This window comes from Aminobacter sp. LjRoot7, assembly GCF_964252895.1.
Taxonomy (GTDB): domain Bacteria; phylum Pseudomonadota; class Alphaproteobacteria; order Rhizobiales; family Rhizobiaceae; genus Aminobacter; species Aminobacter aminovorans_B.
The window spans coordinates 719,465-746,313 of sequence record NZ_CAXUPX020000002.1; the positions used below are offsets into that span (position 1 = coordinate 719,465).

At 63.9% G+C, this 26,849-nt stretch carries 16 protein-coding genes; 4 read left to right on the forward strand and 12 right to left on the reverse strand.

Features of this window, described 5'->3' with window-relative positions:
• The first annotated feature begins 62 nt into the window (after positions 1–62).
• The 4 genes from ACSQ3E_RS09150 (at position 63) to ACSQ3E_RS09165 (ending at position 12,604) form a co-directional block, all read left to right on the forward strand.
• Complete coding sequence (locus ACSQ3E_RS09150) at positions 63–8,618, forward strand: GH36-type glycosyl hydrolase domain-containing protein (RefSeq protein WP_436122427.1); 8,556 nt, start codon at positions 63–65, stop codon at positions 8,616–8,618.
• A 243-nt stretch (positions 8,619–8,861) separates the two neighbouring features.
• Positions 8,862–10,628 carry a glucan ABC transporter ATP-binding protein/ permease gene (locus ACSQ3E_RS09155; protein ID WP_436122428.1) on the forward strand — a complete coding sequence of 589 codons (1,767 nt, stop codon included), beginning with the start codon at positions 8,862–8,864 and terminating at the stop codon, positions 10,626–10,628.
• A 109-nt stretch (positions 10,629–10,737) separates the two neighbouring features.
• Positions 10,738–11,502 (forward strand): heme ABC transporter permease, encoded by a 765-nt coding sequence (locus ACSQ3E_RS09160; protein ID WP_436122429.1) that lies wholly within the window; start codon positions 10,738–10,740, stop codon positions 11,500–11,502.
• 25 nt (positions 11,503–11,527) lie between these two features.
• Positions 11,528–12,604 (forward strand): NAD(P)H-dependent flavin oxidoreductase, encoded by a 1,077-nt coding sequence (locus tag ACSQ3E_RS09165; RefSeq protein ID WP_436122430.1) that lies wholly within the window; start codon positions 11,528–11,530, stop codon positions 12,602–12,604.
• A gap of 20 nt (positions 12,605–12,624) precedes the next feature.
• Here the strand turns inward: ACSQ3E_RS09165 and glpK are convergent, their stop codons facing one another.
• The 12 genes from glpK to ACSQ3E_RS09225 all read right to left on the reverse strand — a co-directional run bounded on the left by glpK (position 12,625) and on the right by ACSQ3E_RS09225 (position 26,848).
• Positions 12,625–14,118: a glycerol kinase GlpK gene (gene glpK / locus ACSQ3E_RS09170; protein ID WP_436122431.1), complete on the reverse strand. Its 1,494-nt coding sequence runs from the start codon at positions 14,116–14,118 to the stop codon at positions 12,625–12,627.
• A gap of 83 nt (positions 14,119–14,201) precedes the next feature.
• Complete coding sequence (locus ACSQ3E_RS09175) at positions 14,202–15,926, reverse strand: ABC transporter substrate-binding protein (protein WP_436122432.1); 1,725 nt, start codon at positions 15,924–15,926, stop codon at positions 14,202–14,204.
• Positions 15,927–16,000: 74 nt separating this feature from the next.
• Positions 16,001–16,282: a DUF2160 domain-containing protein gene (locus ACSQ3E_RS09180; protein WP_067963213.1), complete on the reverse strand. Its 282-nt coding sequence runs from the start codon at positions 16,280–16,282 to the stop codon at positions 16,001–16,003.
• Positions 16,283–16,295: 13 nt separating this feature from the next.
• Entirely contained in the window at positions 16,296–17,183 is an 888-nt protein-coding gene (locus tag ACSQ3E_RS09185) for a carbohydrate ABC transporter permease (protein WP_409014664.1), read from the reverse strand.
• 49 nt (positions 17,184–17,232) lie between these two features.
• The gene (locus tag ACSQ3E_RS09190; protein ID WP_115732541.1) at positions 17,233–18,099 is read right to left on the reverse strand and encodes a carbohydrate ABC transporter permease; all 867 of its coding nucleotides are present in this window, start codon (positions 18,097–18,099) and stop codon (positions 17,233–17,235) included.
• A 2-nt stretch (positions 18,100–18,101) separates the two neighbouring features.
• A complete protein-coding gene (locus ACSQ3E_RS09195) occupies positions 18,102–19,169 on the reverse strand; it encodes an ABC transporter ATP-binding protein (protein ID WP_436122433.1) in 1,068 nt (355 codons plus the stop codon).
• A gap of 9 nt (positions 19,170–19,178) precedes the next feature.
• Complete coding sequence (locus ACSQ3E_RS09200) at positions 19,179–20,261, reverse strand: ABC transporter ATP-binding protein (protein WP_436122434.1); 1,083 nt, start codon at positions 20,259–20,261, stop codon at positions 19,179–19,181.
• A 37-nt stretch (positions 20,262–20,298) separates the two neighbouring features.
• Positions 20,299–21,828, reverse strand: a complete 1,530-nt coding sequence (gene glpD, locus ACSQ3E_RS09205; RefSeq protein WP_436122435.1) for a glycerol-3-phosphate dehydrogenase — start codon at positions 21,826–21,828, stop codon at positions 20,299–20,301.
• Between the two features lie 395 nt (positions 21,829–22,223).
• Complete coding sequence (locus ACSQ3E_RS09210; RefSeq protein ID WP_436122436.1) at positions 22,224–23,516, reverse strand: NCS2 family permease; 1,293 nt, start codon at positions 23,514–23,516, stop codon at positions 22,224–22,226.
• Positions 23,517–23,819: 303 nt separating this feature from the next.
• Positions 23,820–24,905: an ABC transporter ATP-binding protein gene (locus ACSQ3E_RS09215; RefSeq protein WP_436122437.1), complete on the reverse strand. Its 1,086-nt coding sequence runs from the start codon at positions 24,903–24,905 to the stop codon at positions 23,820–23,822.
• Positions 24,902–25,831, reverse strand: a complete 930-nt coding sequence (locus tag ACSQ3E_RS09220) for a PfkB family carbohydrate kinase (protein WP_436122438.1) — start codon at positions 25,829–25,831, stop codon at positions 24,902–24,904. The genes ACSQ3E_RS09215 and ACSQ3E_RS09220 overlap by 4 nt, the downstream gene beginning before the upstream one ends.
• Positions 25,832–26,848 (reverse strand): SIS domain-containing protein, encoded by a 1,017-nt coding sequence (locus tag ACSQ3E_RS09225; protein WP_436122439.1) that lies wholly within the window; start codon positions 26,846–26,848, stop codon positions 25,832–25,834.
• Between the last annotated feature and the right edge of the window lies 1 nt (position 26,849).

The following is a 26,849-nucleotide window of genomic DNA, read 5'->3' on the forward strand; positions in this document are numbered from 1 at the left end:
ATGTGGCAGGTCCGCGACGCCGGCAGGCGCTGCGGACTTTCTGTCAAACGGAAATGCTGTAGATGAATATTCAGACCGACCCGCGCCGGATCAAAGACGTAGTGCCGAGTTTTCCGGCCGTGGCCGAACAGCCCATCAGGGCGACGGTCCTGCATGAGGACCGGCTGCGCGCGACGGGCGAAAGCATGGCCCGCAAGGAGCTGCGCTCCTATTTCGGTCTCGAAGCCTTCGACTTCCACGCCCGCATCCGCGAGAGCGCCAAGAAGATCCTGCAGGTCTATCGCGACACCAACGCCGCGCAGGGCAGGGGCGAGCCGATCACGCCGGCCGCACAATGGCTGCTCGACAACAATTACCTGGTCGAAGAGACCATCTACCAGGTCAAGCGCGATCTGCCCAAGCGCTTCTACCGCGAGCTGCCGACGATCGATCTCGGCAACGGCCAGTCGGTGCCGCGGGCGCTCGCCATCGCCTGGGTCTATGTCGCTCATTCCGACAGCACCGTTTCGGCGCATATGTTCAAGGCGATCGTCGAGGGCTACCAGTCCGTCGAGCCGCTGCATATCGGCGAGTTGTGGGCGCTGCCGTCCTTGCTGCGTTTCGTTCTGGTCGAGAACCTGCGCCGCATCGCCGTCCGGGTGAACCGCGCCCGCGAAATGCGGGCAATCGCCAACGACGTCGCCGACCGCCTGCAGAGCGTGCAGGAGCAGGACGACGGCCTTGCCCTGCTCAGGGCCTACGCCGCCCATGCCCGCGACACGACCTTTGCGACGCAGCTGCTCTATCGCTTGCGCGACGGTTCGCAGAACGCCGGCAAGGCGTTGATCTGGCTCGAGAACGAGCTCGAGAAGTCGGGCAGCGACGCCGAAGAGATCATCATCGGCGAGCACCACACGCTGTCCTCCGGCAACGTCACGACCGGCAACATCATCCGTGGCCTGCGCCTGATCAACGACCAGGACTGGACGGTCTGGTTCGAGGATGTCAGCCGCGTCGACACGCTGTTGCGCGAGCGCACCAATTTTGCCGAGCTCGACTTCGCCTCGCGCGACCAGTATCGCACCGCGATCGAGGAACTGGCGCGTCACTCCAAGCTGTCGGAATTCCAGGTCGCCGAACAGGCGACCGACTTCGCGCTCAAAGAAGCGCCTGCTTCAGCCGAGGATCCTTCGGGTCTGCAGAAGGAACGCTCCGACGTCGGTTTCTTCCTCGTCGGTCCGCGCCGGCAGGAGCTGGAACAGTCGATCGGCTATCGTCCGACCATCGGGCGCATCGCCAACCGCGCCTTCCGCAAGACCAACTGGATCGGCATCGCCCTTCCGGTCTTTGCGTTGACCGTGCTGCTGCTGTTCCTTGCCGGCAACGCCTTGGCGGCACTTGGCCTGCCGACGGCGGCCGTCGTTGTGATGCTGGTGCTGTTTTCGGTTCCGGCCAGTGAAGGTGCGCTCGCCTTCTTCAACACCATCGTGCTGAAGTTCCTCGAGCCGACCCGCCTCATCGGTTACGAATTCAAGGACGGCGTTCCGGCCGAAGCCCGGACGCTGGTCGTGGTGCCGTCGCTGATCGGCTCGCGCGATGATGTCGAGGAGAACATCCGCAACATCGAGATTCATCACCTCGCCAACATGTCGGGCGAGATCCATTTCGCCGTGCTCTCGGATTGGCCCGACAGCCAGGCCGAGATTTCAGTCGGCGACCGCGAAATCTATGATTACGCCCGCCGCGAAATCGCCAGGCTCAACCAGCGTTATCCAAGCGAAGGCGCGGCGCGTTTCTACCTGCTGCACCGGCGCCGGCTGTTCAACCCGTCGCAGGGCTGCTGGATGGGCTGGGAGCGCAAGCGTGGCAAGCTGCACGAGCTGAACCTTTTGCTGCGCGGCGACGGCGACACCACCTTCCTGCCGACCGACACGGCGCTGCCTGACAACATCGTCCACGTCATGACGCTCGACGCCGACACGCGCATGACGCGCGGCGTGGTCACCAAGCTGGTCGGCAAGATGTGCCACCCGCTCAACCGGCCGGAGTTCGACGCAGAGAAACGCATGGTGACGTCAGGCTACGCCATCCTGCAGCCGCGCGTCACGCCATCGCTGACGACGGGCGACGAAGCCTCGTTCTTCCAGCGCGTGTTTTCGGCCCATCGCGGCCTCGACCCTTACGTCTTTGCCGTGTCCGACCTCTATCAGGACGTCTTCGGCGAAGGCACCTTCACCGGCAAGGGTCTCTACCATGTCGACGCGATGGAAGCCGCGCTCAAGGGGCGCATCGCCGAGAATACCATCCTGTCCCACGACCTGCTCGAAGGCGCGCTTGCCCGCTCGGCGCTGGTCACTGACGTCGAAGTGGTCGAGGACTATCCGACCCGCTACTCAGTCGACGCTTCGCGCCAGCATCGCTGGGCGCGTGGCGACTGGCAGCTGCTCGGCTACATCTTCGACCCGAAGTCGGGCGTACCGGCGCTTTCGCGCTGGAAGATGGTCGACAACCTGCGCCGTTCGCTGACGCCGATCTTCTGGGTCATGGCGGCGATTGCCGGCTGGACGCTGCTGCCGTTCACCCAGGCCGCGCAATGGCAGGCGCTGCTGATCCTCAGCCTGTTCATGGCGCCGACATTCGACATCATCGACGCCATACTGCCCAAGAACCGCGAAGCGACCCCGCGCGGCCATTTCAGCGCGCTCGGCCGCGACCTTGCCTTCGGCACCGCGATGGTGGCGCTCAAGGTCGTCTTGATGGCGCATCTGGCCTGGATGATGGGCGATGCGATCATCCGCACGCTCTATCGCCTGTTCGTCAGCCGCGAGAACCTTTTGGAATGGCGCACCGCCTCGCAGGCGCACAAGTCCGGCGGCAACGACCTGGCTGCCTATTACCGCATGATGTATGGCGCGGTGATCATCGCCGCTGTCGGCCTGGTCCTGCCTGTGATGACGGATTCGACCGGCGCCTTCGTCGCCTTTGCCTTCGCCATCTTCTGGGCCGGCTCGCCGGCTTTCGCCTGGCTGATCAGCCGCTCCGCTGAAACAGAAGATAGGCTGCATGTCGCGTCCTGGGACGTCCACACCCTGCGCACGGTGGCACGCCGCACCTGGCACTATTTCGAGACCTTCGTCACGCCGGAACAGAACTTCCTGCCACCTGACAATTTCCAGGAAAACCCGACCGGCGTGATCGCCACGCGCACCTCGCCGACCAACATCGGCGTGTATTTGCTGTCGGTCGTCTCGGCTCGCGACTTCGGCTGGATCAGCCTTGCCGATGCGGTGTCGCGCATCGACGCCACCGTCTCGACCATCGAAAAGATGGAGCGCTACCGGGGCCATCTCTACAACTGGTACGACACCACGAACCTCAGGCCGCTCTATCCGCTCTATGTCTCGAGCGTCGACAGCGGCAATCTTGCCGGCCATCTCGTGGCGGTTGCCGCCGCCTGTTCCGAATGGGCGGAAGCCCCCTCGGTGCATCTCCAGGGCGACTTCGAGGGCATTCTCGACATCGTTTCGATCATCGAGGAGAGCGTCGCCGACCTGCCTGACGATCGCCGACAGCTGCGGCCACTGCGCCAGCGCCTCATCGACCGCATCGACGGCATGCGCCGGGCCGTGGAAACCATCAAGTCGCAGCCGGAAATGGCGTCGATCCGCACCATCAACCTTGCCGTTTTGTCGGGCGAAATCCGCAAGCTGGCCGGCGCGATCCACACCGAGGCGGCCTCGACCAAGAGCGATGTCCTTGCCGATTGGGCGAGGACACTCGAAATCACCTGCGAGGCGCATGTGCATGATGCGCACAGCGATGACCAGGCGGTCGCGGCCCTGCGCAGCAAGCTGATGGAACTGCGCGAACGCACCCGCAAGTTCGCCTTCGAGATGAACTTCTCTTTCCTGATGCGCAACGAGCGCAAGCTGTTGTCCATCGGCTACCGCGTCGAAGAGCATCAGCTCGACGAAAGCTGCTACGACCTGCTTGCCTCCGAAGCGCGGCTGACCAGCCTGTTCGGCATCGCCAAGGGCGACATCTCGACCGAACATTGGTTCCGCCTCGGCCGTCCGATCGTCGAGATCGGCTTCCAGGGCGCGTTGATGTCGTGGTCGGGCTCGATGTTCGAGTATCTGATGCCGCCGCTGGTAATGAAGGAGCCGCAGGGCGGCATCCTCAACCAGACCAACAAGCTGATCGTCCACCGGCAGATCCAGTATGGCCGGTCGAAAGGTATTCCGTGGGGCATTTCGGAAGCCGCCTATAACGGCCGCGACCGCGAACTGACTTACCAGTACACCAACTTCGGCGTGCCGGGGCTTGGCCTCAAACGCGGTCTTGGCCAGAACACCGTCATTGCACCTTATGCGACGGTGCTGGCGGCACAGTTCCTGCCAAGCGAAGCGACGGCCAACCTCCGGCGTTTGCGCAAGCTCGGCGCCCTTGGCCGCTACGGCTATTACGACGCCGTCGACTACACACCGCAGCGCGTGCCCGAAGGCACCGACCACGCCGTCGTCTACAACTACATGGCCCATCACCAGGGCATGTCGATCGTGGCGATTGCCAATGCGATCTTTGAAGGCCGCATGCGCGACCGCTTCCACAGCGATCCGGTGATCGAGGCGGCTGAACTGCTGCTTCAGGAAAAGGCGCCGCGCGACATTCCTGTCGCCACCGTCCGCACCGAGGTGGCCGAACACACCAAGGACGAGACCGCCGACCACAGCGCCGATACGCGCCTCGTGCTCAATCCGATGCGCGCCTTGCGTTCGACGAACCTGATGTCAAATGGCCGCTACTCGGTCATGGTCACAGCAACCGGCTCGGGCTACAGCCGCTGGAACGACATGGCGATCACGCGCTGGCAGCCGGATCCGACCGAAGATCGGCTTGGCACCTATCTGTTCCTGCGCGACACCGAAACAGGCGACTGGTGGTCGGCGACATCGGAGCCGAAGCGCGCTACCGGCGAGCAGACCCAGACCCTGTTCTGCGACGACAAGGCGAGCTTCATCAAGACTGTCGGCACGCTGCGCAGCGAGGTCGAATGCATCGTCGTCTCCGAAGGCAATGGCGAGGCCCGCAAGGTCACGATCTGGAACGACGCGGCCGTCGACCGCCACATCGAGGTGACGTCGTTCGCCGAGCTGGTGCTTGCGCCGGAGGCCAATGACAACGCCCATCCGGCGTTCTCCAAGATGTTCGTCGAGACCGAGATCACCCACAATGGCAGCGCCATCCTGGCGACGCGGCGCACCCGTGCCGCCAACGAGCCGTCGGTCGTTGCGGCGCATTTCGTCACCGACCAGTCGGGCTTCGTGCGCGACACCGAGGCCGAGACCGACCGCCGCGCCTTCATCGGCCGCGGCCGCACCATCGCCGATCCGGCGGCGTTTGATCCGGGCGCAAAGCTTTCGGGCAGCGCCGGCTTCACCCTCGATCCTGTCGCGGCGCTGCGTCGCCGCGTCCGCGTGCCGGCCAACAAGAAGGTCACACTGACCTATTGGACGATCGTCGGCTCGACGCGCGAAGAGGTCGAGGAAACTGTTGCCAAGCTCGATCACCCCGAAGGCTTCCAGCGCCAGGCCATGTTGTCGTGGACCCGTTCGCAGGTGCAGACGCGTCACCTCGGCCTCAACCTGGCCGATGCGGCAAACGTCCAGAAACTGGCGCGCTTCCTGATCTATCCCGATCCGTTCCTGCGCCTCTCGGCAGATGCCATCGCCTCCGGCCTCGGCCGGCAGTCGGCGCTGTGGCCGATGGCGATCTCGGGCGATTTCCCGATCCTGGCGATCAGGATCGGCGATGTCGCCGACATCGAGATCGTCGCCCAGGCGCTCAGGTTCCAGGAATACATGCGCGCGCGCGGCCTCGTCGCCGATCTCGTCATCGTCAACGAGCAGGCCTCGTCCTATGTCCAGGACCTGCAGCAGGCGATCGAGCATCTGTGCGAGAACAGCCGCCTGCGCGGCAAGGAACTCGGACCGCGCCAGCATATCTTCGCCGTCCGCCGCGACCTGATGGACGAAGGCTCCTACCGCACGCTTCTGGCTGTCGCACGTGTCTGCCTGCACACCCGCAACGGCACGATCTTCGACCAGATCGAGCGTGCCGAAGCGGCAGCGCTTGCCGCCCGCGATGCCCTTGCAGCCGCTCAGGCGACCGACCGGCCGGAAACCTCCGCGCTGCAGACGTCGCCGTCGCGCAGCGCCCGCAAGAGCGGCGGCGACGGCCTGTCCTACTGGAACGGTTTCGGCGGCTTCGACGCCAATGGCCGCGACTATGTCGTGCGCCTCAATGGTGCGCGTTCGACGCCGCAGCCCTGGATCAACGTCATCGCCAATGCCGGCTTCGGCTTCCACGCTTCGGCCGAAGGTGCTGCCTTCACCTGGAGCCGCAACAGCCGCGACTACCAGCTGACGCCCTGGTCGAACGATCCCGTCACCAACCGTCCGGGCGAGGCGATATACATCTTCGATCGCGCCAGCGGCAGGACCTATTCGCCGATCGCAGCTGTCGCGCGTGAAGCGGGCGCAAGCTACGAAGCCCGCCACGGTCAGGGTTTCTCGACCTTCCGCTCGAAGCGCGGCACGCTGGCCACCGAACTGACGCATCTCGTCGATCCGAACGATCCGGTTCGCATTTCGCGGCTGAAGATCGAAAATTCGGGCGCAGTGCCGGCCAAGCTCAAGGTCTACAGCTACGCCGAGTGGGTGCTGGGCAACAGCCGGGCCCGGACGGCCCCCAACATCGTGCCTTCCCTTGACGAGGCGACAGGCGCGCTTTTTGCCCGCAATACCTACGGTCTCGACTTCGGCGAGCGCGTCGCCTTCATGGCGATGGACGGCAAGGCCAATTCGGTCACCTCGGACCGTCACGAGTTCATCGGCATGGGTGGCACCGTCGAGGCGCCGCGCGCCGTGACCATCGGAGCCGAACTGACCGGACGCGTCGAGGCGGGTGTCGATCCTTGCGCGGCGATATCGAGGGATGTCGAGGTGCCCGCAGGCGGCTCGATTTCCCTGCTCTGGCTGCTCGGCGATGCCGGCTCGGATGAGGAAGCGAGTGCGCTGGTGACCCGTCATCTCAAGGTCGATTTCGACCAGAGGTTGGCGGAAAACGAGCGCAACTGGCGTTCGTTCCTCGGCACCATCGAGGTCGAGACGCCCGACAAGGCGCTCGACGCCATGGTCAACAACTGGCTGCCTTACCAGAGCCTGGCCTGCCGCATTCGTGCGCGCTCGGCCTTCTACCAGGCAAGCGGCGCCTTCGGCTTCCGCGACCAGCTGCAGGACACGCTGGCGCTGTTGATGCACGACGCCAGCCTTGCCCGTGCCCAGATCCTGAACGCCGCCGGCCGGCAGTTTGCCGAAGGCGACGTGCAGCATTGGTGGTTGCCGCGCACCGGCGCCGGCGTGCGCACCATGATCTCCGACGACGTCGTCTGGCTGGCGAGTGCCACCGCGCGCTACGTCACGGTGACCGGCGACGCGGCGATCCTCAATGAGCAACTGCCCTTCATCGAAGGCCAGCAGCTCAACCCAGGCGAACACGACGCGTTCTTCACGCCGGAGCAGTCCAAGAAGAAGGCTTCGCTCTACGAGCACTGCGCGCGTGCGCTCGACCTCGCCATCAAGCGGACCGCCAAGAACGGCCTGCCGCTGATCCTCGGCGGCGACTGGAACGACGGCATGAACCGCGTCGGTGAGGAGGGCAAGGGCGACAGCGTCTGGCTCGGCTGGTTCCTGCTGCGGACGCTGGGCGAGTTTGCGCCGCTGGCCAAGGCCGAAGGTGATTCAAAACGCGCCAACGCCTGGGACAAGCATGCCACGGCATTGAAGCGGGCCCTGGAGAATGCGGCCTGGGATGGCGAATGGTACCGCCGTGGCAGCTTCGACGACGGCACGCCGCTCGGCTCGCGCAACTCCGACGAATGCAAGATCGACTCGATCGCGCAGTCGTGGAGCGTCATTTCGGGCGAGGGCGATCCGGCACGTTCGCGCACCGCCATGGCGCAGGCTACCAAAATGCTGGTCGACGACGAGCTGAAGCTGATCAAGCTGTTCACCCCGCCATTCTCCGAAACCGACAAGGAGCCGGGCTACATCAAGTCCTATCCGCCTGGCGTGCGCGAAAATGGCGGCCAGTACACCCATGCCGCGACGTGGTTTGTCATTGCCTTGGCGGAAATGGGGCAGGTCGACGAGGCCTATCGCTGCTTCTCGATGCTCAACCCGGTCAACCATGCGCTCGACGAGGCCGCGGCAGAGACCTACAGGGTCGAACCCTATGTGGTTGCAGCCGACGTCTATGCCGACGCGTCCAAAGCAGGGCGCGGCGGTTGGACCTGGTACACCGGTTCGGCAGGCTGGCTCTATCGCGCGGCGGTCGAGAGCATCCTCGGTATTAGCCAGCGCGGCAACAAGCTGGTCGTCGCACCAGCCATTCCCAAGCACTGGGAAGGTTATTCGGCAACGCTCCGTTTGGGCGGTGCCGTCTACAGGTTGCGTGTGGTGAGGGACAAAGCCGCTAAAGCTGCGAAAGCAGAGGTCGATGGCGTGAAGGGCAAGGACGCATCCTTTGCCATGCGCGACAGCGGCGAAGTCGACGTTGTGATCCGCATCCCGGCCTAGCCGGGATGCCCCTGCGTCAACTTGGCTGCCTGCTTTGTCATCATTTTGCCGCAACGATGCCTTTTTTCGTTAAATCTCAATTCCTTATCGGATCACAGCAGATTACCGGTCGTAGCCATGTGTTGTTCGATTTTTTTGAACGGAGCGGCTATCTGCGCATTGTCTTGCGGACCCATGACCGCTATTTGTCGGCTATGGTGCAGTGCACAATAAAGGGACGAACGGGACTCAAGGGGTACCAAAGTGTCGTTGCTTGAAGTTTATTGGAGAGCCCTCCGCTATCTTGCCGCCGACGGCAAGAAGGTCGGGCTGATTTGCGCAGCCAACATCGTGTTGGCAATCGTGACAATTGCAGAACCGATTCTGTTCGGGCGTATCATCGATGCAATCGCCGGAAAGACGGAAGTCGTTCCGACAATGGCGCTGTGGGCCGGCCTTGGCGCGTTCAACATCGTGGCCTTCGTTCTGGTCGCACGCGGCGCCGACCGCCTGGCGCATGCGCGTCGCGGCGAGGTGCTGTGCCAGTCGTTCGAGCGTGTCATCACCATGCCGCTGTCGTGGCACCAGCAGCGTGGCACGTCGCACTCGCTGCACACCTTGCTGCGCGCGGTCGAAGCGCTGTTCAGCCTGTGGCTCGAATTCATGCGCACCCACCTGTCGACAGCGGTGGCGCTGGCGCTGCTGATCCCGACGGCATTTTCGCTCGACGTCCGCATGTCGCTGGTGCTGATCGTGCTCGGCGGGCTTTATCTCGCCATCGGTCGGCTGGTCATGCGCAAGACCAAGGAAGGCCAGGCCTCCGTCGAGCGCCACTATCACAAGGTTTTCTCCCACGTCTCGGATTCGGTCAGCAACGTTGCCGTGCTGCAGAGCTACAACCGCGTCGGCCAGGAAACTGAATCGCTTCGTGCTTATGTGAAGGCACTGATCACCACGCAGAACCCGGTCCTCGACTGGTGGGCGCTGGCATCCGCCATGCACCGCCTGGCGTCGACGATCTCGATGATGGTCGTGCTTCTGATCGGCGCCTATCTCGTCAGCAAGGGCGAGTTGCGCATCGGTGACATCGTTGCCTTCACCGGCTTCGCTGCCCTTTTGATCAGCCGTCTCGACCAGGTTTCGAACTTCGCCAACCAGATCTTCGACGCCCGTGCGAAGCTCGAGGAGTTCTATCGCCTCGAGGACGCCGCCGGCGACAACCGCGAGCCGGAAGGCCTGCGCGAGCTGGACAACGTCACCGGCCATGTCCGCTTCGAAAACGTCAGCTTCGAGTTCCCGAACTCGGGACAGGGCGTCACCGACGTCTCCTTCGAGGTAAGTGCCGGCCAGACCATCGCCATCGTCGGCCCGACCGGTGCCGGCAAGACGACGCTGATCAACCTGTTGCAGCGCGTCCACACGCCGCAGAATGGCCGCATCCTGATCGACGGCATCGACACGCGCACGGTGACCAAGAAGTCGCTGCGCCATTCGATCGCCACCGTCTTCCAGGACGCCGGCCTGCTCAACCGCTCGATCGAGGACAACATCCGCGTCGGCCGCGCTGGCGCGAGCTACGAGGAAGTGCACGCTGCCGCGACCGCGGCTGCGGCGCAGGACTTCATCTTGTCCAAGAGCGAAGGCTACGACACCAATGTCGGCGAGCGTGGCGGCCAGCTGTCCGGTGGCGAGCGCCAGCGTATCGCTATTGCCCGCGCCATCCTAAAGAGCGCGCCGATCCTGGTGCTCGACGAGGCGACGAGCGCGCTCGACGTCGAGACCGAGAACCGGGTCAAGGACGCCATCGACATGCTGCGCGACGGTCGCACGACCTTCATCATCGCGCACCGGCTGAGCACGGTTCGCGACGCCGACCTGGTGGTGTTCATGGATCACGGCCATGTCGTCGAGATGGGCGGCTTCAATGAGCTGTCGACCCGCAACGGCCGCTTTGCTTCGCTGCTGCGCGCCGGCGGTCTGCTCAATGATGAGGAAGTCCGCCGCGTCACCCATGTCGAGGCTGCGGCCTGACACTTCACCTCAATTCGCATATGAACGGGGCGCCTTGGCGCCCCGTCTGCGTTTGACCGCGACGCTGGAACTGATTGCGAAGACGAGCGCCCAAGGCTATTTAGCGTCCATGACACAGACGACCTCGCAGGCTTGGCGTTTCAGCGACCTGGCCAATCCAACGCGTTTCATCTCGCTGGTCGACAAGATCGTGCCCTGGCTTGGCGGCGCTTCGGCATTGGTATTGGCGATCGGGCTCTATCTGGCCTTTGCCGCACCGGCCGATTTCCAGCAGGGCATCACCGTCCGCATCATGTACATCCACGTGCCTTTCGCCTGGCTCGCCATGATGTGCTACTCGGTCATGGCGGTTTCGGCGCTGGGAACGCTGGTCTGGCGTCATCCGCTCGCCGACGTCGCCCTGAAGTCGGCGGCACCGGTCGGCGCCGTGTTCACGGCACTTGCGCTGCTTACCGGCTCGATCTGGGGCAAGCCGATGTGGGGCACCTGGTGGGTCTGGGATGCCCGGCTGACCTCGGTGTTCGTGCTTTTCCTGATGTATCTCGGCATCATCGCGCTGACCCGCGCGCTCGACGATCCCGCGCGTTCGGCGCGTGCCGCCGCCGTCATCGCGCTTGTCGGCTTCATCAACATCCCGATCATCAAGTTCTCGGTCGAATGGTGGAACACGCTGCACCAGCCGGCCTCGGTGTTCCGCATGGACGGCCCGACCATCGATCCGAGCATGCTCTGGCCCCTCATGACCATGGCGCTTGGCTTTACCCTTCTGTTCTTCACTCTGCATCTAATGGCGATGCGCACCGAGATCTGGCGTCGCCGCGTCGTCGCCATGCGTCAGATTGCTGCCCGGAGGGCCGAGCGCCAGCAGGCCTGACGGCCCTTGAAGAAAGGAAGACATGATGTGGCCCGATCGTCGAATTCTTGATCTCCTGGGCCTTGAGCTTCCGATCTTCCAGGCGCCGATGGCCGGGCCCGTCGATTCCGAAATGGTGATCGCGGTCTCGGAGGCTGGTGGCCTCGGCGGCCTGCCTTGTGCGCTGATGACGCCTGACAAGGCGCGGACAGAACTCGGCATCATCAGGCAGCGCACGTCCAAGCCGATCAACGTCAATTTCTTCTGCCACAAGCCGCCGCAAGAGGACCCTGTGCGCGAAGCCGCGTGGAAACAGCGGCTCGAGCCCTATTACATCGAGCTCGGCCTCGACCCCAAGGCGCCGGCGCCGCGCTCAGGGCGCGCACCCTTCGATGACGAGTTCTGCGCCATCGTCGAGGAGTTCCGGCCGGAGGTGGTGAGTTTTCATTTTGGCCTGCCGGATGCGGCCCTGCTCGATCGCGTCAAGGCGACGGGCGCCAAGGTGCTGTCGTCGGCGACGACAGCAGATGAGGCGGTGTGGCTCGAGGCGAGGGGGTGCGATGCGATCATCGCGCAAGGTGCCGAGGCCGGCGGCCATCGCGGCATCTTCCTGACCGACGACGTCGCCAACCAGCCCGGCACCTTCGCCCTGGTGCCGCAGGTGGCCGACGCGGTCAAAGTACCTGTCATTGCCGCAGGCGGCATTGCCGATGCACGCGGCATCGTTGCTGCCTTTGCCCTCGGCGCTTCGGCGGTGCAGCTCGGCACGGCCTATCTGTTCTGCCCGGAGGCCAACGTGGCGGCGCCGCATAAGGCGGCGCTGCGCTCGGCCAAGGACGACCATACCGCACTGACCAATCTGTTCACCGGCCGGCCGGCGCGCGGCATCGTCAACCGCATCATGCGCGAGGTCGGCCCGCTGTCGAAGGACGCACCGGCATTCCCGCTGGCAGGCGGGGCTTTGGCACCGCTGAGGGCGGCGTCGGAACCGAAAGGTTCGGGCGACTTCATGTCCTTGTGGTCGGGACAGGCGGCGCGGCTTGGCCGCGACATGCCGGCGGCCGATCTGACGCGCGCCCTTGCCACGGAAACGCAGGCCTTGCTGGCCAGCTTCGGCCGTTAGGCTGCCGTCGAGGGAAGCTGCTATTTCGGTGTCAGCGTTCGGCGCACGGCGTCGTGCCAGCCTTTCAGCTTGGCGTTGCGCAAGGCCGGTTCCATCGCCGGCTTGAACTGGCGGTCGAGCGCCCAGGCCTTGGAAAACGCCTTGGCCTTCGGCCAGACGCCGGCACGCGAGCCGGCGAGCCAGGCAGCGCCAAGCGCCGTGGTTTCGAGCACTGTCGGCCTGTCGACCGGGGCGTCGAGGATGTCAGCCAGGCGCTGCATGGTCCAGTCGGAGGCCACCATGCCGCCGTCGACACGCAGCACGGTCTTGCCGTTGCCGGTCTTCCAGTCCTTCTTCATCGCGTCGAGCAGGTCGCGGGTCTGATAGGCGACGGATTCGAGCGCTGCACGGGCAAATTCCGCCGGCCCGGTGTTGCGGGTGAGGCCGTAAATGGCGCCGCGCGCCTCGGCATCCCAATGCGGCGCGCCGAGCCCGACAAAGGCCGGCACCAGATAGACGTCCTGGGTGTCGTCGGCGTCAGCCGCCAGCTTGCCGCTTTGCTCGGCCTTGCCGATCACCTTGATGCCGTCGCGCAGCCACTGCACGGCAGCGCCGGCAACGAAGATCGAGCCTTCCAGCGCATAGGTTGTCTTGCCCTCGAGGCGGTAGGCGATCGTCGTCAGCAGCCGGTTCTTAGAGCGCACGATGTCGCTGCCGGTGTTGAGGATGGCAAAGCAGCCGGTGCCATAGGTCGATTTCATCATGCCGGGCTCGAAGCAGGCCTGGCCGATGGTCGCCGCCTGCTGGTCGCCGGCAACGCCGAGGATCGGGATCTCAGCGCCGAACAGCGATTTCTCGGTCACGCCGAAATCCGCGGCGCAATCCTTCACTTCGGGAAGCATGACGGCAGGGATTTTCAGGATGTCGAGCAACTCGGCATCCCAGCTGTTCTTCTCGATGTTGTAGACCAGCGTACGCGAGGCGTTCGTCGCGTCGGTCGCATGCACCTGGCCGCCGGTCAGGCGCCAGATCAGGAAACTGTCGATGGTGCCGGCAAGCAGCTCGCCTCGCTCGGCCCGCTTGCGCGCGCCCTTCACCTTGTCGAGCAGCCAGGCGATCTTGGTGCCGGAGAAATAGGGATCGAGCAAAAGCCCGGTCTTGCGGGTGAACTTCGGCTCCAGCCCCTGCTTCTTCAGCCTGGCACAGAGGGGGGCGGTGCGTCGGTCCTGCCAGACGATGGCGTTGTGGATCGGCTTGCCGGTGGCCTTGTCCCAGATGACGACGGTTTCACGCTGGTTGGTGATACCGATCGCCGAAATGTCGGCGGCGTCCCGGCCCGCCTTCTTCAACGCTGTCTTGCAGGTCGAAACCACGCTGTCCCAGATTTCCTCCGGATCGTGCTCGACCCAGCCGGAAGCTGGAAAATTCTGGGTAAATTCCTTCTGGCCAATACCGACCGGCTTCATCGCCGCGTCGAAGACGATGGCACGGCTGGATGTCGTGCCTTGGTCGATCGCCAGAATGAAGCCGCTCATCTTGCCCTCCGCAGTCACTTGCATGAATAGGGGAGACGGCGCTGCGCCGTCTCCCCAGGCAGGCGGATGCTCCGCCTGAACGCTTACTTGCTCCAGCTCTTCACCAGCTCATCGTAGTTGATGGTGACAGGCTTTTCCTTCTCGTTTTCGATCTTCAGCTGCGGCGCGAGATTGCCTGCCTTGACCGCTTCGGCATTCCAGTAGGCGAGATCGTGCTCTTCCGCCATCTTCGGGCCGATGTCGCCCTGGATGCCGGCGCGTTCGAGGCGTTCGAGCACCTTTTCCTGCTCGGCGCACAGCGAATCCATGGCTTCCTGGGCCGTCTTGGCGCCCGAGGAAGCATCACCGATCGCCTGCCACCACAGCTGAGCCAGCTTCGGATAGTCAGGCACGTTGGTGCCCGTCGGCGACCACTGAACGCGGGCCGGCGAACGGTAGAACTCGATCAGGCCACCGAGCTGCGGGGCACGGTCGGTGAAGCTCTTGTGGTCGAGCGTCGACTGGCGGATGAAGGTCAAGCCGACATGGCTCTTCTTCACATCGACAGTCTTCGAGGTCACGAACTGCGCATAAAGCCATGCGGCCTTGGCGCGGTCGTCAGGCGTCGACTTCAGGATCGTCCACGAACCGACGTCCTGATAGCCGAGCTTCATGCCGTCCTTCCAGTAGACGCCGTGCGGCGAGGGCGCCATGCGCCACTTCGGCGTGCCGTCCTCGTTCATCACTGGCAGGCCGGGCTTGACCATGTCGGCGGTGAACGCGGTGTACCAGAAGATCTGCTGGGCAATCGCACCCTGGGCCGGCACCGGGCCGGATTCGGAGAAGGTCATGCCCTGGGCTTCCGGCGGCGCGTAGGCCTTCAGCCAGTCGAGATACTTGACGATCGAGTAGACCGAAGCCGGGCCGTTGGTGTCGCCGCCGCGTGCGACGCAGGAGCCGACGGGCTGCGACTTTTCGTTGACCTTGATGCCCCATTCGTCGACCGGCAGACCGTTGGGCAGGCCCTTGTCGCCGTTGCCGGCCATCGACAGCCAGGCGTCGGTGAAGCGCCAGCCGAGCGAGGGGTCCTTCTTGCCATAGTCCATGTGGCCATAGACCTTCTGGCCGTTGACGTCGCGGCCGGTGAAGAACTCGGCAATGTCCTCATAGGCCGACCAGTTGACCGGAACGCCGAGGTCGTAGCCGTACTTCGCCTTGAAGTCGGCCTTGTTCTTCTCGTCGTTGAACCAGTCGTAGCGGAACCAGTAGAGGTTGGCGAACTGCTGGTCGGGAAGCTGGTAGAGCTTACCATCCGGCGCTGTCGTGAACTTTGTGCCGATGAAGTCGGCGATATCGAGGTTGGGGTTGGTGACGTCCTTGCCCTCATTGGCCATCCAATCGGTCAGGCTGCGGGCCTGCAGATAGCGCCAGTGGGTGCCGATAAGGTCGGAATCGTTGACATAGGCGTCATAGATGTTTTCGCCGGACTGCATCTGCGTCTGCAGCTTTTCGATGACGTCGCCTTCACCGATCAGGTCGTGCGTGATCTTGATGCCGGTGATGTCAGTGAACGCCTTGGCAAGCGTCTTCGATTCATATTCGTGCGTGGTGATGGTTTCCGAAACGACCTTGATCTCCATGCCGGCGAAAGGCTTCGCGGCATCGACGAACCATTGCATTTCTGCTTCCTGGCCGGCGCGGTCGAGCGCCGACTGATCCTTGATCTCGGTATCGAGGAAGGCTTTCGCCTCGTCCATGCCGGCAAAGGCACTGCTTGATCCCAAGAGCAGGGCGATCACGCTTGTTGATGCTAGAATATGGCGTCGCATTAATTTCCTCCCAAACAAGGTTGCATTGCCATTTGGCTCCGCCGCGGGCTTGCGGCGGCCCAACATTTCCCCCTCTAGACGAAGCGGAATACGCCGATCGCGTAGACCACTGCGAGAGCGAGAGCCCACCACAGGTTGGGACCGATCAGGCCCAGCCATGCGAGATGAATGAAGGCGCTGCCGAGCAGCGAAACGAAAAGCCTGTCGCCCCGGGTCGTTTCGAAGCGGAGGATGCCGACGCGTGGATTGCCGCCCGGCGAGAAGTACTCCCACACGCCCATGCCTACGAGCATCAGGAAGATGGTGATGAAGAACGCCGCCGTCGGCAGCGTCCAGGCCATCCATGAAAGGTCCATCACAAACGCTCCCTCAGACGCGGCCCAGGGCAAAGCCCTTGGCGATGTAGTTGCGGACGAACCAGATGACGAGCGCACCCGGGATGATGGTCAGCACGCCGGCTGCGGCGAGCACGCCCCAGTCCATGCCCGAGGCCGAGACGGTGCGCGTCATGATGGCGGCGATCGGCTTGGCGTCGGTGGTGGTCAGCGTTCGGGCGATCAGCAGTTCAACCCACGAGAACATGAAACAGAAGAAGGCTGCCACCCCGATGCCACTGGCGATCAGCGGAACGAAGATCTTCACGAAAAAGCGCGGGAACGAGTAGCCGTCGATATAGGCGGTCTCGTCGATCTCTTTCGGCACGCCCGACATGAAGCCTTCGAGGATCCATACTGCCAGCGGCACGTTGAACAGGCAGTGCGCGAGCGCAACCGCGATATGCGTGTCGATCAGGCCGAAGGCCGAGTAGAGCTGGAAGAACGGCAAGGCAAACACCGCCGGTGGCGCCATGCGGTTGGTGAGCAGCCAGAAAAACAGATGCTTGTCGCCGAGGAAGCGGTAGCGCGAAAAGGCGTAAGCCGCGGGCAGGGCTACGGCGATCGAAATCACCGTGTTCATCACCACATAGATGATCGAGTTGATGTAGCCCTTGTACCAGGACGGGTCAGTGAAGATCACACCATAGTTGCGCAGCGTCGGGTTTTGCGGCCAGAGCGAAAAGGTGCCCAGGATTTCCTGGTTCGACTTGAAGCTCATATTGATGAGCCAATAGATCGGCAGCATCAGGAAGATGATGTAGATCGTCGGCACCACCCACCAGAAGCGCGATTCCTCGCCGCGCCGCCGCATCCTGCGCGCCAGAGCCTCGTCTGGAGCACCGCCATGGACAACGCCCGTCGTGGTCGCGGCATTGCGCATCATCTTGTCCTTGTCGGCGTCCGCGACTGCATCCCGTGTCCCCGCCATCTCACTTCTCCACGTCGTAATTTGTCATGACGGTGTAGAAGACCCATGACAGCAGCAGCACGATCAGGAAGTAGATGATCGACATCGCCGCCGCCGGGCCGAGGTCGAACTGGCCGACAGCCATCTTGACGAGGTCGATCGACAGGAAGGTCGTCGAATTGCCGGGGCCGCCTCCGGTGACGACGAAGGGCTCGGTGTAGATCATGAAACTGTCCATGAAGCGCAGCAGCACGGCGATCAAAAGCACGCGCTGCATCTTCGGCAGCTGGATGTAGCGGAACACCGCCCAGCGCGAGGCGCCGTCGATCTTGGCCGCCTGGTAGAAGGCATCGGGGATCGACACTAGGCCGGCGTAGCAGAGCAGCACGACGAGGCTGGTCCAGTGCCAGACGTCCATGATGATGACGGTCACCCAGGCGTCGAACGGGTCGTTGACGTAGTTGTAGTCGAAGCCGAGCGCGTGCAGCGTATAGCCGAGCAGGCCGATGTCGATGCGCCCGAAGACCTGCCAGATCGTGCCGACGACATTCCACGGGATGAGCAGAGGCAGCGCCATCAAGACCAGGCAAACCGGCACGCCCCAGCCTTTCCTCGGCATGTTGAGGGCGATGAAGATGCCAAGCGGGATCTGGATCGCCAGGATGATCGCCGAGAAGATCAGGTTGCGGCCCATCGCCGCCCAGAACCGGTCGGAGTGCAGCATCTCCTCGAACCATTCGGCGCCGGCCCAGAAGAACTGGTTGCCGCCGAAGGTGTCCTGCACCGAATAGTTCACGACGGTCATCAGGGGGATGACCGCCGAGAAAGCCACCAGCACGAGCACCGGCAGCACCATGAACCAGGCTTTGTTATTCCAGGTCTTTTCCATGGTCAGGCTCCCATCTCGACGCGCCAGGACTTATCGTAGAGGTTGATGCCGGCAGGATCGAAGGTGACGTGCGGATCGGCCGGGACGTGATCGTCCTCGCCCAGGATCGCCGCGATCTCGCGGCCCTCGAGGCTGGCGCGCACCACCTTGTGGCGGCCGATGTCCTCGACCTTACGCACCGTGACGGGCATGCCCTTGGCGCCGAGCCTGACATATTCGGGCCGGATGCCGAGTTCGATGCCGCCGCCTTCGGCCTTGGGCGTGCCGGGCAGGTCGATTGTCTGGCCGCCGAGCCTGGCGCGCCTGCCTTCGACCGCCACCGGCATGACGTTCATGCCGGGCGAGCCGATGAAATAGCCGACGAAGGTGTGCTTGGGGCGCTCGAACAGCTCGGCCGGAGTGCCGATCTGGACGATCTCGCCGTCATACATCACCACCACCTTCTCGGCGAAGGTCAGCGCCTCGGTCTGGTCGTGGGTGACGTAGATCATGGTGTAGCCGAAGCGGCGGTGAAGCTGCTTGAGCTGCGAGCGCAGCACCCATTTCATATGCGGGTCGATGACGGTCAGCGGCTCGTCGAACAGGATCGCGTTGACGTCGGAGCGGACGAGGCCGCGGCCGAGCGAGATCTTCTGCTTTTGGTCGGCGGTGAGCCCGCGCGCCTTACGTTTGGCCCAGTCGGCGAGGTCGATCATGTCGAGCGTCTCGCGCACCTTGCGGTCGACATCGGCTTCGGCCACGCCGCGGTTTCGCAGCGGGAAGGCGAGATTGTCGTAGACCGTCATGGTGTCGTAGATGACCGGGAACTGGAACACCTGAGCGATGTTGCGCTCCTGCGTCGACAGCCGCGTCACGTCCTTGCCGTCGAACAAAAGCTGGCCGTGCGAGGCGTGCAGCAGGCCCGAGATGATGTTGAGCAGAGTGGTCTTGCCGCAGCCGGAGGGGCCGAGCAATGCATAGGCGCCACCGTCCTCGAAGCCGTAATGGACTTCGCGCAACGCATAGTCCTTGTCGGATTTCGGGTTTGCGCCGTAGGCGTGGCGGATGTGGTTCAGGTCGATGCGTGCCATCTCGCCCTCCTATGCAGCCAGTTGCGATGGCGAAGCGGCCGAGCGGCCATTCGCGTCAAAAACCATGACGTGGCGCGGATCGATGAAGACCTCGATGACCTCGTCCGGTTCGAACTGGCGGATGCCGTGGGCGAGCATCACCCAGCGCGCGTCTGCGTAGTTGAGATGAACGAAGCTTTCCGAGCCGGTGATTTCGGTCACCGAGACCTTGGCCTTCACGCCCACCGCGTCCGCGGTGCGCTTCTCAAAAGAAAGATGGTGGGGCTGGAAGCCGATCGTATAGCTGGCGTCGGCAATGCCGGCGAGTTCCACCGGCACCGGGAGGTCCACCCCACCATCAAGCTGGAAACTGCGGCCGCTCTTCTTCAACACGATGGTGTTGAGCGGCGGGTCGGCAAAGGTCCGTGCCGTGATCAGGTCGTTCGGCTTGCGGAACACCTCGATCGTCGGGCCGAACTGGGTGATGCGGCCTTCCGACAGCGTCGCGACATTGCCGCCGAGCAAAAGCGCTTCATGCGGCTCGGTCGTGGCATAGACGAAGATCGCGCCGGTTTCGGCGAAGATCTTCGGCAACTCGGCGCGCAATTCCTCGCGCAGCTTGTAGTCGAGATTGGCGAGCGGTTCGTCGAGCAGCACAAGCCGGGCATTCTTGACGATGGCGCGGGCAAGTGCGGTGCGCTGCTGCTGGCCGCCCGACAGGTTGAGCGGGGTGCGGTCCAGATAGGGCGTCAGCTTGAGCAGGTCTGCGGCGCGCTTGACCTCCTGCTCGATCCTGGCCTTGTCGGCGCCGGCAACACGCAGCGGCGAGGCTATGTTCTCGTAGACCGTCATCGCCGGATAGTTGATGAACTGCTGGTAGACCATGGCGATGTTGCGCCTCTGAACCGGCACGCCGGTAACATCGGTGCCGTCGAACCAGACCGAGCCAGAGGTCGGCTTGTCGAGCCCGGCCATCAGCCGCATCAGGCTGGTCTTGCCCGACAGGGTCGGCCCAAGCAGGACATTGAGGCTAGCGTGCTGAAGCGTCAGCGAGACGTCGCGGATATGATCCGTGCCGGCCACCGTCTTGGTAACGTTGCGCAGTTCGAGCATAAATCCTCCTCCCAGAGGCAGATGCAGGCGGGTAGGCCTATTCTGCCGCGGCGTTGTGCACGCCTGGGCTCATTCCTTGCAGAAATTCGTCGAGCGTCGCGGCCTGCTCCTTGCTGAGCTTCAGGCCCCGCTTGGTACGCCGCCACAAAACGTCTTCGCCGCTCACCGCCCATTCATGGGCGACGAGATAGCGGACCTCGGCCTCGTAGAGATCGGCGCCGAAATTGCGCCCCAGATCGGCTTCGGACTTCGCGAGGCCAAGCAGGCCCCTGGCACGCGTGCCGTAGAGCCTGGTCAAGCGACGGGCGAGGCGCATGTCGAGGAACGGGTAGGCAGCCTTGAGCTTCACCACTTCGGCATCGAAGCCCGTCGCTTCGAACTCGCCGCCGGGCAGGGCGGCCGTCGCCGTCCAGGGCTTGCCCTTCTTGCCGAGCTGCTTTTCGATGATCTCGAGCATGGATTCGGCAAGGCGGCGATAAGTGGTGATCTTGCCGCCGAAGATGTTGACGATCGGCGCGCGGCCTTCGCTGGCATCGGCCTTCAGCACATAGTCGCGCGTCGCTTCCTGAGCCTTGCTGGCGCCGTCGTCATAGAGCGGGCGAACGCCTGAATAGGTCCAGACGATGTCGTCGGGGCGCACCGGCTCGGCGAAATATTCGCTTGCCGCGTCGCAGAGATAGGTGATTTCGGCCTGGCTGATCCTGGCGGTGTGGGGATCGCCTTCATAATCCTGGTCGGTGGTGCCGATCAGGGTGAAGTCTTCCTCGTAAGGAATGGCGAAGATGATGCGCCCGTCCTTGTTCTGGAAGAAATAGGCGCGCGGATCGTCGAACTTCTTTGCCACCACGATATGGCTGCCCTGGACGAGGCGCACATTGTGGACGTTGTTCTGCCCGACGGTCTCGGTCAGCACGTGGTCGATCCAGGGGCCGGCGGCATTGACGATGAGCCGCGCTTTGACCTCCTCGACCTGGCCGCTGCGCAGGTCCTCGACGCGGATGTTCCAATGGCCGTTGTCGCGGCGCGCGCTCGTCACCTTGGCGCGGGTGCGGATGACGGCACCCTTGTCGGCTGCGTCGCGGGCATTGAGCACGACCAGCCGCGCATCGTTGACCCAGCCGTCGGAATATTCGAAGGCACGCGAAAACATCGGCTTGAGCGGCTTGCCGGCGACGTCGCTGCGCATGTCGAGCGTGCGTGTCGGCGGCAGCAGCTTGCGGCCGCCAATGTGGTCATAGAGGAACAGGCCGAGCCGGATCAGCCATGCCGGGCGCAGGCCCTTGGCGTAAGGCAGCACGAAGCGCATCGGCCAGATGATGTGCGGCGCGTTCTTCCACAGCACCTCGCGCTCCATCAGCGCTTCGCGCACCAGGCGGAACTCGTAGTGTTCGAGATAGCGCAGCCCGCCATGGATGAGCTTGGTCGAATAGGACGACGTGCCGGAGGCGAGGTCGTTCATTTCGGCGAGGTAGACCGAATAGCCGCGGCCGACCGCGTCACGTGCGATTCCGCAGCCATTGATGCCGCCGCCGATAACGAAGATGTCGTGTATTTCGGGTCTGCTCACGCCTTCGCCGCCTTTTCGCACTGCAGCAATTTAGGTAATTTTCGAAACTAGATTTGGATTATTTCGAACTGAAAGTGAATGTCAAACGAAATATAAAGCTGCTCTCCAGCTTTGGGGTGATGTTGTGTCAGAGGCCTGGGTTTCAGCGCACATCCGCCAATTTAGACGGCTAAATGCCCGCAAACAGCTGAAATCTTCTATTTTTCGGCCAGCGAAATGTGGTCGGCCTCGGGTAATGCTGGGCAATTCCTGGTTGCGATCTTCGTTTCCGACTTTCGTCGACCAAAACGAAAGCGGAATTCCTAGCGCATGTCACGGCCGTGGGAAGCGCCTTCGCGGACAACAAAAAGCCGGGGCCGCGTGGGCGGCCCCGGCTTAAGATGGGTTCGGAAAAGTCAGTGGGCGAAGAAGGCGAAGCGGATGATGAACAGTGCCGCCACAAGCCACGTCGCTGCATGAACCTCGCCGGGACGACCGGTCAGCAGCTTGAGTGCTGCGTAGCTGACGAAGCCAAAGGCCAGGCCGTTGGCGATCGAGTAGGTGAAGGGCATCATCAGCGCGGTCAGCGCAGCGGGCGCTGCCTCGGTGATGTCGGCCCATTCGACCTCGACAAGCTCGCGCATCATCAGGCAGGCGACATAAAGCAGGGCAGGTGCGGTCGCATAGGCCGGCACCGAGCCTGCCAGCGGCGAGAAGAACAGCGCGGCAAGAAACAGCACGCCGATGACCAGGGCGGTGAGGCCGGTACGGCCGCCGGCCTGCACGCCCGAGGCGCTTTCGACATAGGCGGTGGTACTGGAGGTGCCCAGCAGCGAGCCGGCGACGATGGCCGTGCTGTCGGCGAGAAGCGCACGTCCGAGGCGGTTGGGCTTGCCCGGCTCGATCAGCCCGGCGCGCTTGGCGACGCCGATCAGTGTGCCGGTGGCGTCGAAGACCTCGACCAGCACGAACACCAGGATGACGTGCACCAGGCCGGCATGCAGCGCGCCCACAACGTCGAGCTGCAGGAAGGTCGGCAGGATGGATGGCGGCATCGAGACGATGCCGTTGAACTGGCTGACGCCGAGCGCCATCGAGGCGATGGTGATCACCAGGATGCCGATCAGGATCGCACCGCGCACCTTGAGCGCGTCGAGTGCAGCTATGATGAAGAAGCCGGCAATGGCGAGCAGCGTTCCGGTCTGGCTGAGGTCGCCGAGCGTCACCAGGGTTGCGGGGCTGGCCACGACGATGCCCGAGCTTTTCAGCGCGATGATGCCGAGAAACAGGCCGATACCGGCGGCAATCGCGCTACGCATCGAATGCGGGATGCCGGCAATCAGCCAGCTGCGCACGCCGCTGATGGTCAAAAGCAGGAAGATGACGCCCGAAATGAAGACGGCACCCAGCGCCTGCTGCCAGGAAAAGCCCATGGCGCCGACGACGGTGAAGGCGAAGAAGGCGTTCAGGCCCATGCCTGGCGCCATGCCGATCGGCCATTTGGCCACCAGGCCCATGATGAGCGAGCCTATTGCCGCGGCGAGACAGGTGGCGACGAACACGGCATTGCGGTCCATGCCCGTCGACGACAGGATCTCCGGGTTGACGAAGATGATGTAGGCCATCGTCAGGAAGGTCGTGACGCCGGCGATCACTTCGGTCCGGACCGACGTGCCTTGTTCCTTCAGGTTGAAATACTTCTCGAGCACTCTTTGCTTCCTCCCAGACGGTTAGGGGGCAGCCTGGTCCTGGCGCAGGCTCGCCGACGCACCCATGCTTCCCCGCATGGCCGCCAGCGATTTTCCTGCCGAACTCCTGCTACCCTCTCGTGCCGACCCAGGACGCTTCTTGCGTCTCCACCCCGGGCCGGCTTCCGCCAACAAATGGCGCAAGGCACGATTGCCTGCGCAAACATGGCCTAAATTCTGCCCGTTGCTCTCATCGCACAAGTGGCAGTTGCTTTAAGCAGTTTCGCGTTTTTGTTGATGGATCAGGCCCGTTCGGACGATGCCTCAGGCGAGCAGCGCCTGGCCGGTCGCGGGGTCGAACAGGTGCAGCGCGTCGTCGTCGACGGCAAATGCCGCAACGTCACCCTGGCTGACCCTGGCTCGTGGCGCAAGACATGCGGTGAGCTTTTGCTGGCCGAGGCGGGCGGTGGTGACAAGCTCCGGGCCGGTCAGCTCGACCACCTCGATTCGCGCCGACAAGGCATAGCCGCCCGTCTGATCGGCGTACGCCAGCCGCAGCGCCTCCGGCCTGATGCCGAGTGCAAGCCGCGCCTTGTCGCGGACAACTGTCCTGAAGCGGTCGGGCAGGGGCAAACAAATGTCGGATCCGATAATTGCCAGCGCGCCATTGTCGACCTCGACGTCGAGGATGTTCATCGGCGGGGCGCCGACGAAGCCGGCGACATAGAGCGTGGCGGGCTGGTTGTAGATTTCTTCCGGCGTGCCGAGCTGCTCGATGCGCCCGTCTTTCATCACCGCGACGCGTGTTGCCAGCGTCATCGCCTCGATCTGGTCGTGGGTGACATAGACGACGGTGGTCTTCAGCATCTGGTGCAGGCGCTTGAGCTCGGTACGCATTTCAAGCCGCAGCTTGGCGTCGAGGTTGGACAGCGGCTCGTCGAACAGGAACACCTGCGGCTTGCGCACCAGCGCCCGTCCGATAGCGACCCGCTGGCGCTGGCCGCCCGAGAGCTGGCTCGGCTTGCGGTCGAGCAGCGGCTCGATCTGCAGCAGGCGCGACGCTTCCTCGACTGCCTTTTCGCGTTCGACAAGCGGCACCTTGCGCATCTCGAGGCCGAAGCCGATGTTTCGGCGCACGCTGAGATTGGGGTAGAGCGCATAGGACTGGAACACCATGGCGATGTCGCGGTCCTTGGGATGGACGCCGAGAATGGACCTGCCGGCAATCCGGATGTCGCCGCTGGTGGCCTCCGCGAGGCCGGCGATGATGTTGAGCAGCGTCGATTTCCCGCAACCCGACGAGCCGAGCAGCACCAGGAACTCGCCGCTCTGCAAGGCGATGTCGATGCCTTTCAGCGTCTCGACCGCGCCGTAGCTCTTGCGGATGTTCTGGATGTCGAGCGCACTCATGCAACGTCGTCCCTGATCTCAGGCAACCCGCCATAGCTGCGGGGCAAGGTGGAAATGGCACGCGACGCGACCTGGACGCCCGCAGCGAGGCAGGCGTCGAGCGGCTGGTCGTCGGCGAGAGCTGCCAGGAAGGCGGCATTAAAGACGTCGCCGGCACCGATCGTGTCGATGACTGTGACAACAGGCGCTGCCACCGACACCAGCTCGCCGTCGGGACCGATCGCGATGGCGCCGTCCGGGCCGCATTTGACGACCAGGATCGCGCCCTTGGGCATGCTCGGCCACAAGGCGGCGGCAGCTGCGGCAGGGCTGTCGAGGCCTGCGAGCGTCGTCGCCTCGACCTCGTTCAGCAGCGCGCAGTCGCAATGCGAGAGCCACATGCGTGCCAAGGCGCAGTTCTCTTCCGTCCAGCCATCGGGCGGCCAGCCGGTGTCGAGAACGACCGAGATGCCATGGCCATGCGCCCAGTCGAAGAAGGCGTCGTAGTCGCGCGTGAGGTCGGTGGTCAGGAACGAACCGCACAGTAAGGCATAGCCGTCGGCAAGGCGCTCGCCATCGAGCACCGAAAGCACATCGGCCAGGCTGAACCGGGGCAGGTGGCCATGGGTGGTGAAGAAGGTGCGCTCGCCGTCGGGGTGAGTGATGCCAACGGAAAGCGTCGTGCGCTCCTGGCTGACCGGCCATTTGGCCGCCCGATCGCCGAAGGCATCGCGCAGCCACAGGCCGAACTGGTCGTTGCCGACATTGGCCGCGATCTCGAAGTCGACGCCGAGCGCCTCCCAGCCAAGCGCGCTGTTGCCCGCCTGGCCGCCAACGCGCAACTCGTCGTGGTCGACGATGATCTCGGTGCCTGCCCTCGGCCAGGGTGCCGTCGGGCCCAGGATGAGGTCGACATTGACGTTGCCGATCACAGCAAGCGGCCGCATTCATTCGCTCCGTGTGATCTTGGTCGAACGCACCGGCGTGCCGGCGTCTGCGACGCGGGCATCGGCAAAGGCGATCATCAGGCGCTGTGCCGTGGGCAGCATGGCAAAAATGGCGTCCATGCCGGTTGCCGGCTTGAAAGCGAGGGTCGTCGCGCCCGCCACCGGCGTCTCATCAGAGGAATCGAAGATCACCACCGGTGCGCCGGTCTCCACAGCCGAGATAGCCATGGCAGTGACGAGTGCCGCCGTCGGGTCCTTGCCACGGAACAGCACGACCCCGATCCTGGGTCCCAGCATTTCCATCGGCCCGTGCCGCAGTTGTCCGCCTTCGAGCGAAAAGCATGGGCGTCGCGACAGCTCGGTCAGGCCGAGCGCCAGTGCTTCGGCAACGCCCTGCAGGCGCCGCCCCGAGGTGACGACGGTGTCGACATCAGCCAGAGCCTTGAGTGCTGCGCCGACATCGACGATCTCAGGCATCTGCAGGGCGACCAGCGCGCCGCCCGGGTGCTCGCCAAGGGCGGCGAGGATGGCGAGGTGAAGCGAAAGTGTCACCGTCAGGCTGCGGGTAGCGGCAAAAGCGAGCTCGGTGCCGCCGACGCCGACCAGCGAAGGCGCTGTCCGGGCGAGGAACGAGCCGGCCTCCAGCGTCAGCCCGAAAGTCTCGGCATTGCCGCCCGTCTCGGTGAACCAGCGCACCACCTCTGCGCTTTCGCCCGATTGCGACGTCATGATCACCGTGCGGCCATCGAGCGAAAGCCCCTGGCCGAGCTGCTCGGACAGGGGCAGGGCGATGGCATCAATGCCGAGCGCGCGATAGAGCGGCTCGACGGCGCGGCCGACGGCGTGCGAGCCGCCCATTCCGAGCAGCAGCAACTGGCCGGTCTTTGCCAGGGAAGCGGCGACCCTGGCTGCCATCCCGGTGTTTTCGGCGAAGGACGCCAGTGCGTCGCCATGCTGGCGCGCCATTTCGCGGTCGATTGCCAAGAGACCGGCAGGTCTGGGCTTTGGTGTAGTCATG

What these genes read in the sequence shown, in the direction of transcription:
- ACSQ3E_RS09165 (WP_436122430.1), top strand. Translation starts at nt 11,528, where the DNA reads ATGTGGCCCGATCGTCGAATTCTTGATCTCCTGGGCCTTGAGCTTCCG.
- ACSQ3E_RS09185 (WP_409014664.1), bottom strand. Translation starts at nt 17,183, where the DNA reads ATGCGCAATGCCGCGACCACGACGGGCGTTGTCCATGGCGGTGCTCCA.
- ACSQ3E_RS09195 (WP_436122433.1), bottom strand. Translation starts at nt 19,169, where the DNA reads ATGGCACGCATCGACCTGAACCACATCCGCCACGCCTACGGCGCAAAC.
- ACSQ3E_RS09225 (WP_436122439.1), bottom strand. Translation starts at nt 26,848, where the DNA reads ATGACTACACCAAAGCCCAGACCTGCCGGTCTCTTGGCAATCGACCGC.
- glpK (WP_436122431.1), bottom strand. Translation starts at nt 14,118, where the DNA reads ATGAGCGGCTTCATTCTGGCGATCGACCAAGGCACGACATCCAGCCGT.
- ACSQ3E_RS09180 (WP_067963213.1), bottom strand. Translation starts at nt 16,282, where the DNA reads ATGGACCTTTCATGGATGGCCTGGACGCTGCCGACGGCGGCGTTCTTC.
- ACSQ3E_RS09215 (WP_436122437.1), bottom strand. Translation starts at nt 24,905, where the DNA reads ATGAGTGCGCTCGACATCCAGAACATCCGCAAGAGCTACGGCGCGGTC.
- ACSQ3E_RS09150 (WP_436122427.1), top strand. Translation starts at nt 63, where the DNA reads ATGAATATTCAGACCGACCCGCGCCGGATCAAAGACGTAGTGCCGAGT.
- ACSQ3E_RS09160 (WP_436122429.1), top strand. Translation starts at nt 10,738, where the DNA reads ATGACACAGACGACCTCGCAGGCTTGGCGTTTCAGCGACCTGGCCAAT.
- ACSQ3E_RS09200 (WP_436122434.1), bottom strand. Translation starts at nt 20,261, where the DNA reads ATGCTCGAACTGCGCAACGTTACCAAGACGGTGGCCGGCACGGATCAT.
- ACSQ3E_RS09190 (WP_115732541.1), bottom strand. Translation starts at nt 18,099, where the DNA reads ATGGAAAAGACCTGGAATAACAAAGCCTGGTTCATGGTGCTGCCGGTG.
- ACSQ3E_RS09175 (WP_436122432.1), bottom strand. Translation starts at nt 15,926, where the DNA reads ATGCGACGCCATATTCTAGCATCAACAAGCGTGATCGCCCTGCTCTTG.
- ACSQ3E_RS09220 (WP_436122438.1), bottom strand. Translation starts at nt 25,831, where the DNA reads ATGCGGCCGCTTGCTGTGATCGGCAACGTCAATGTCGACCTCATCCTG.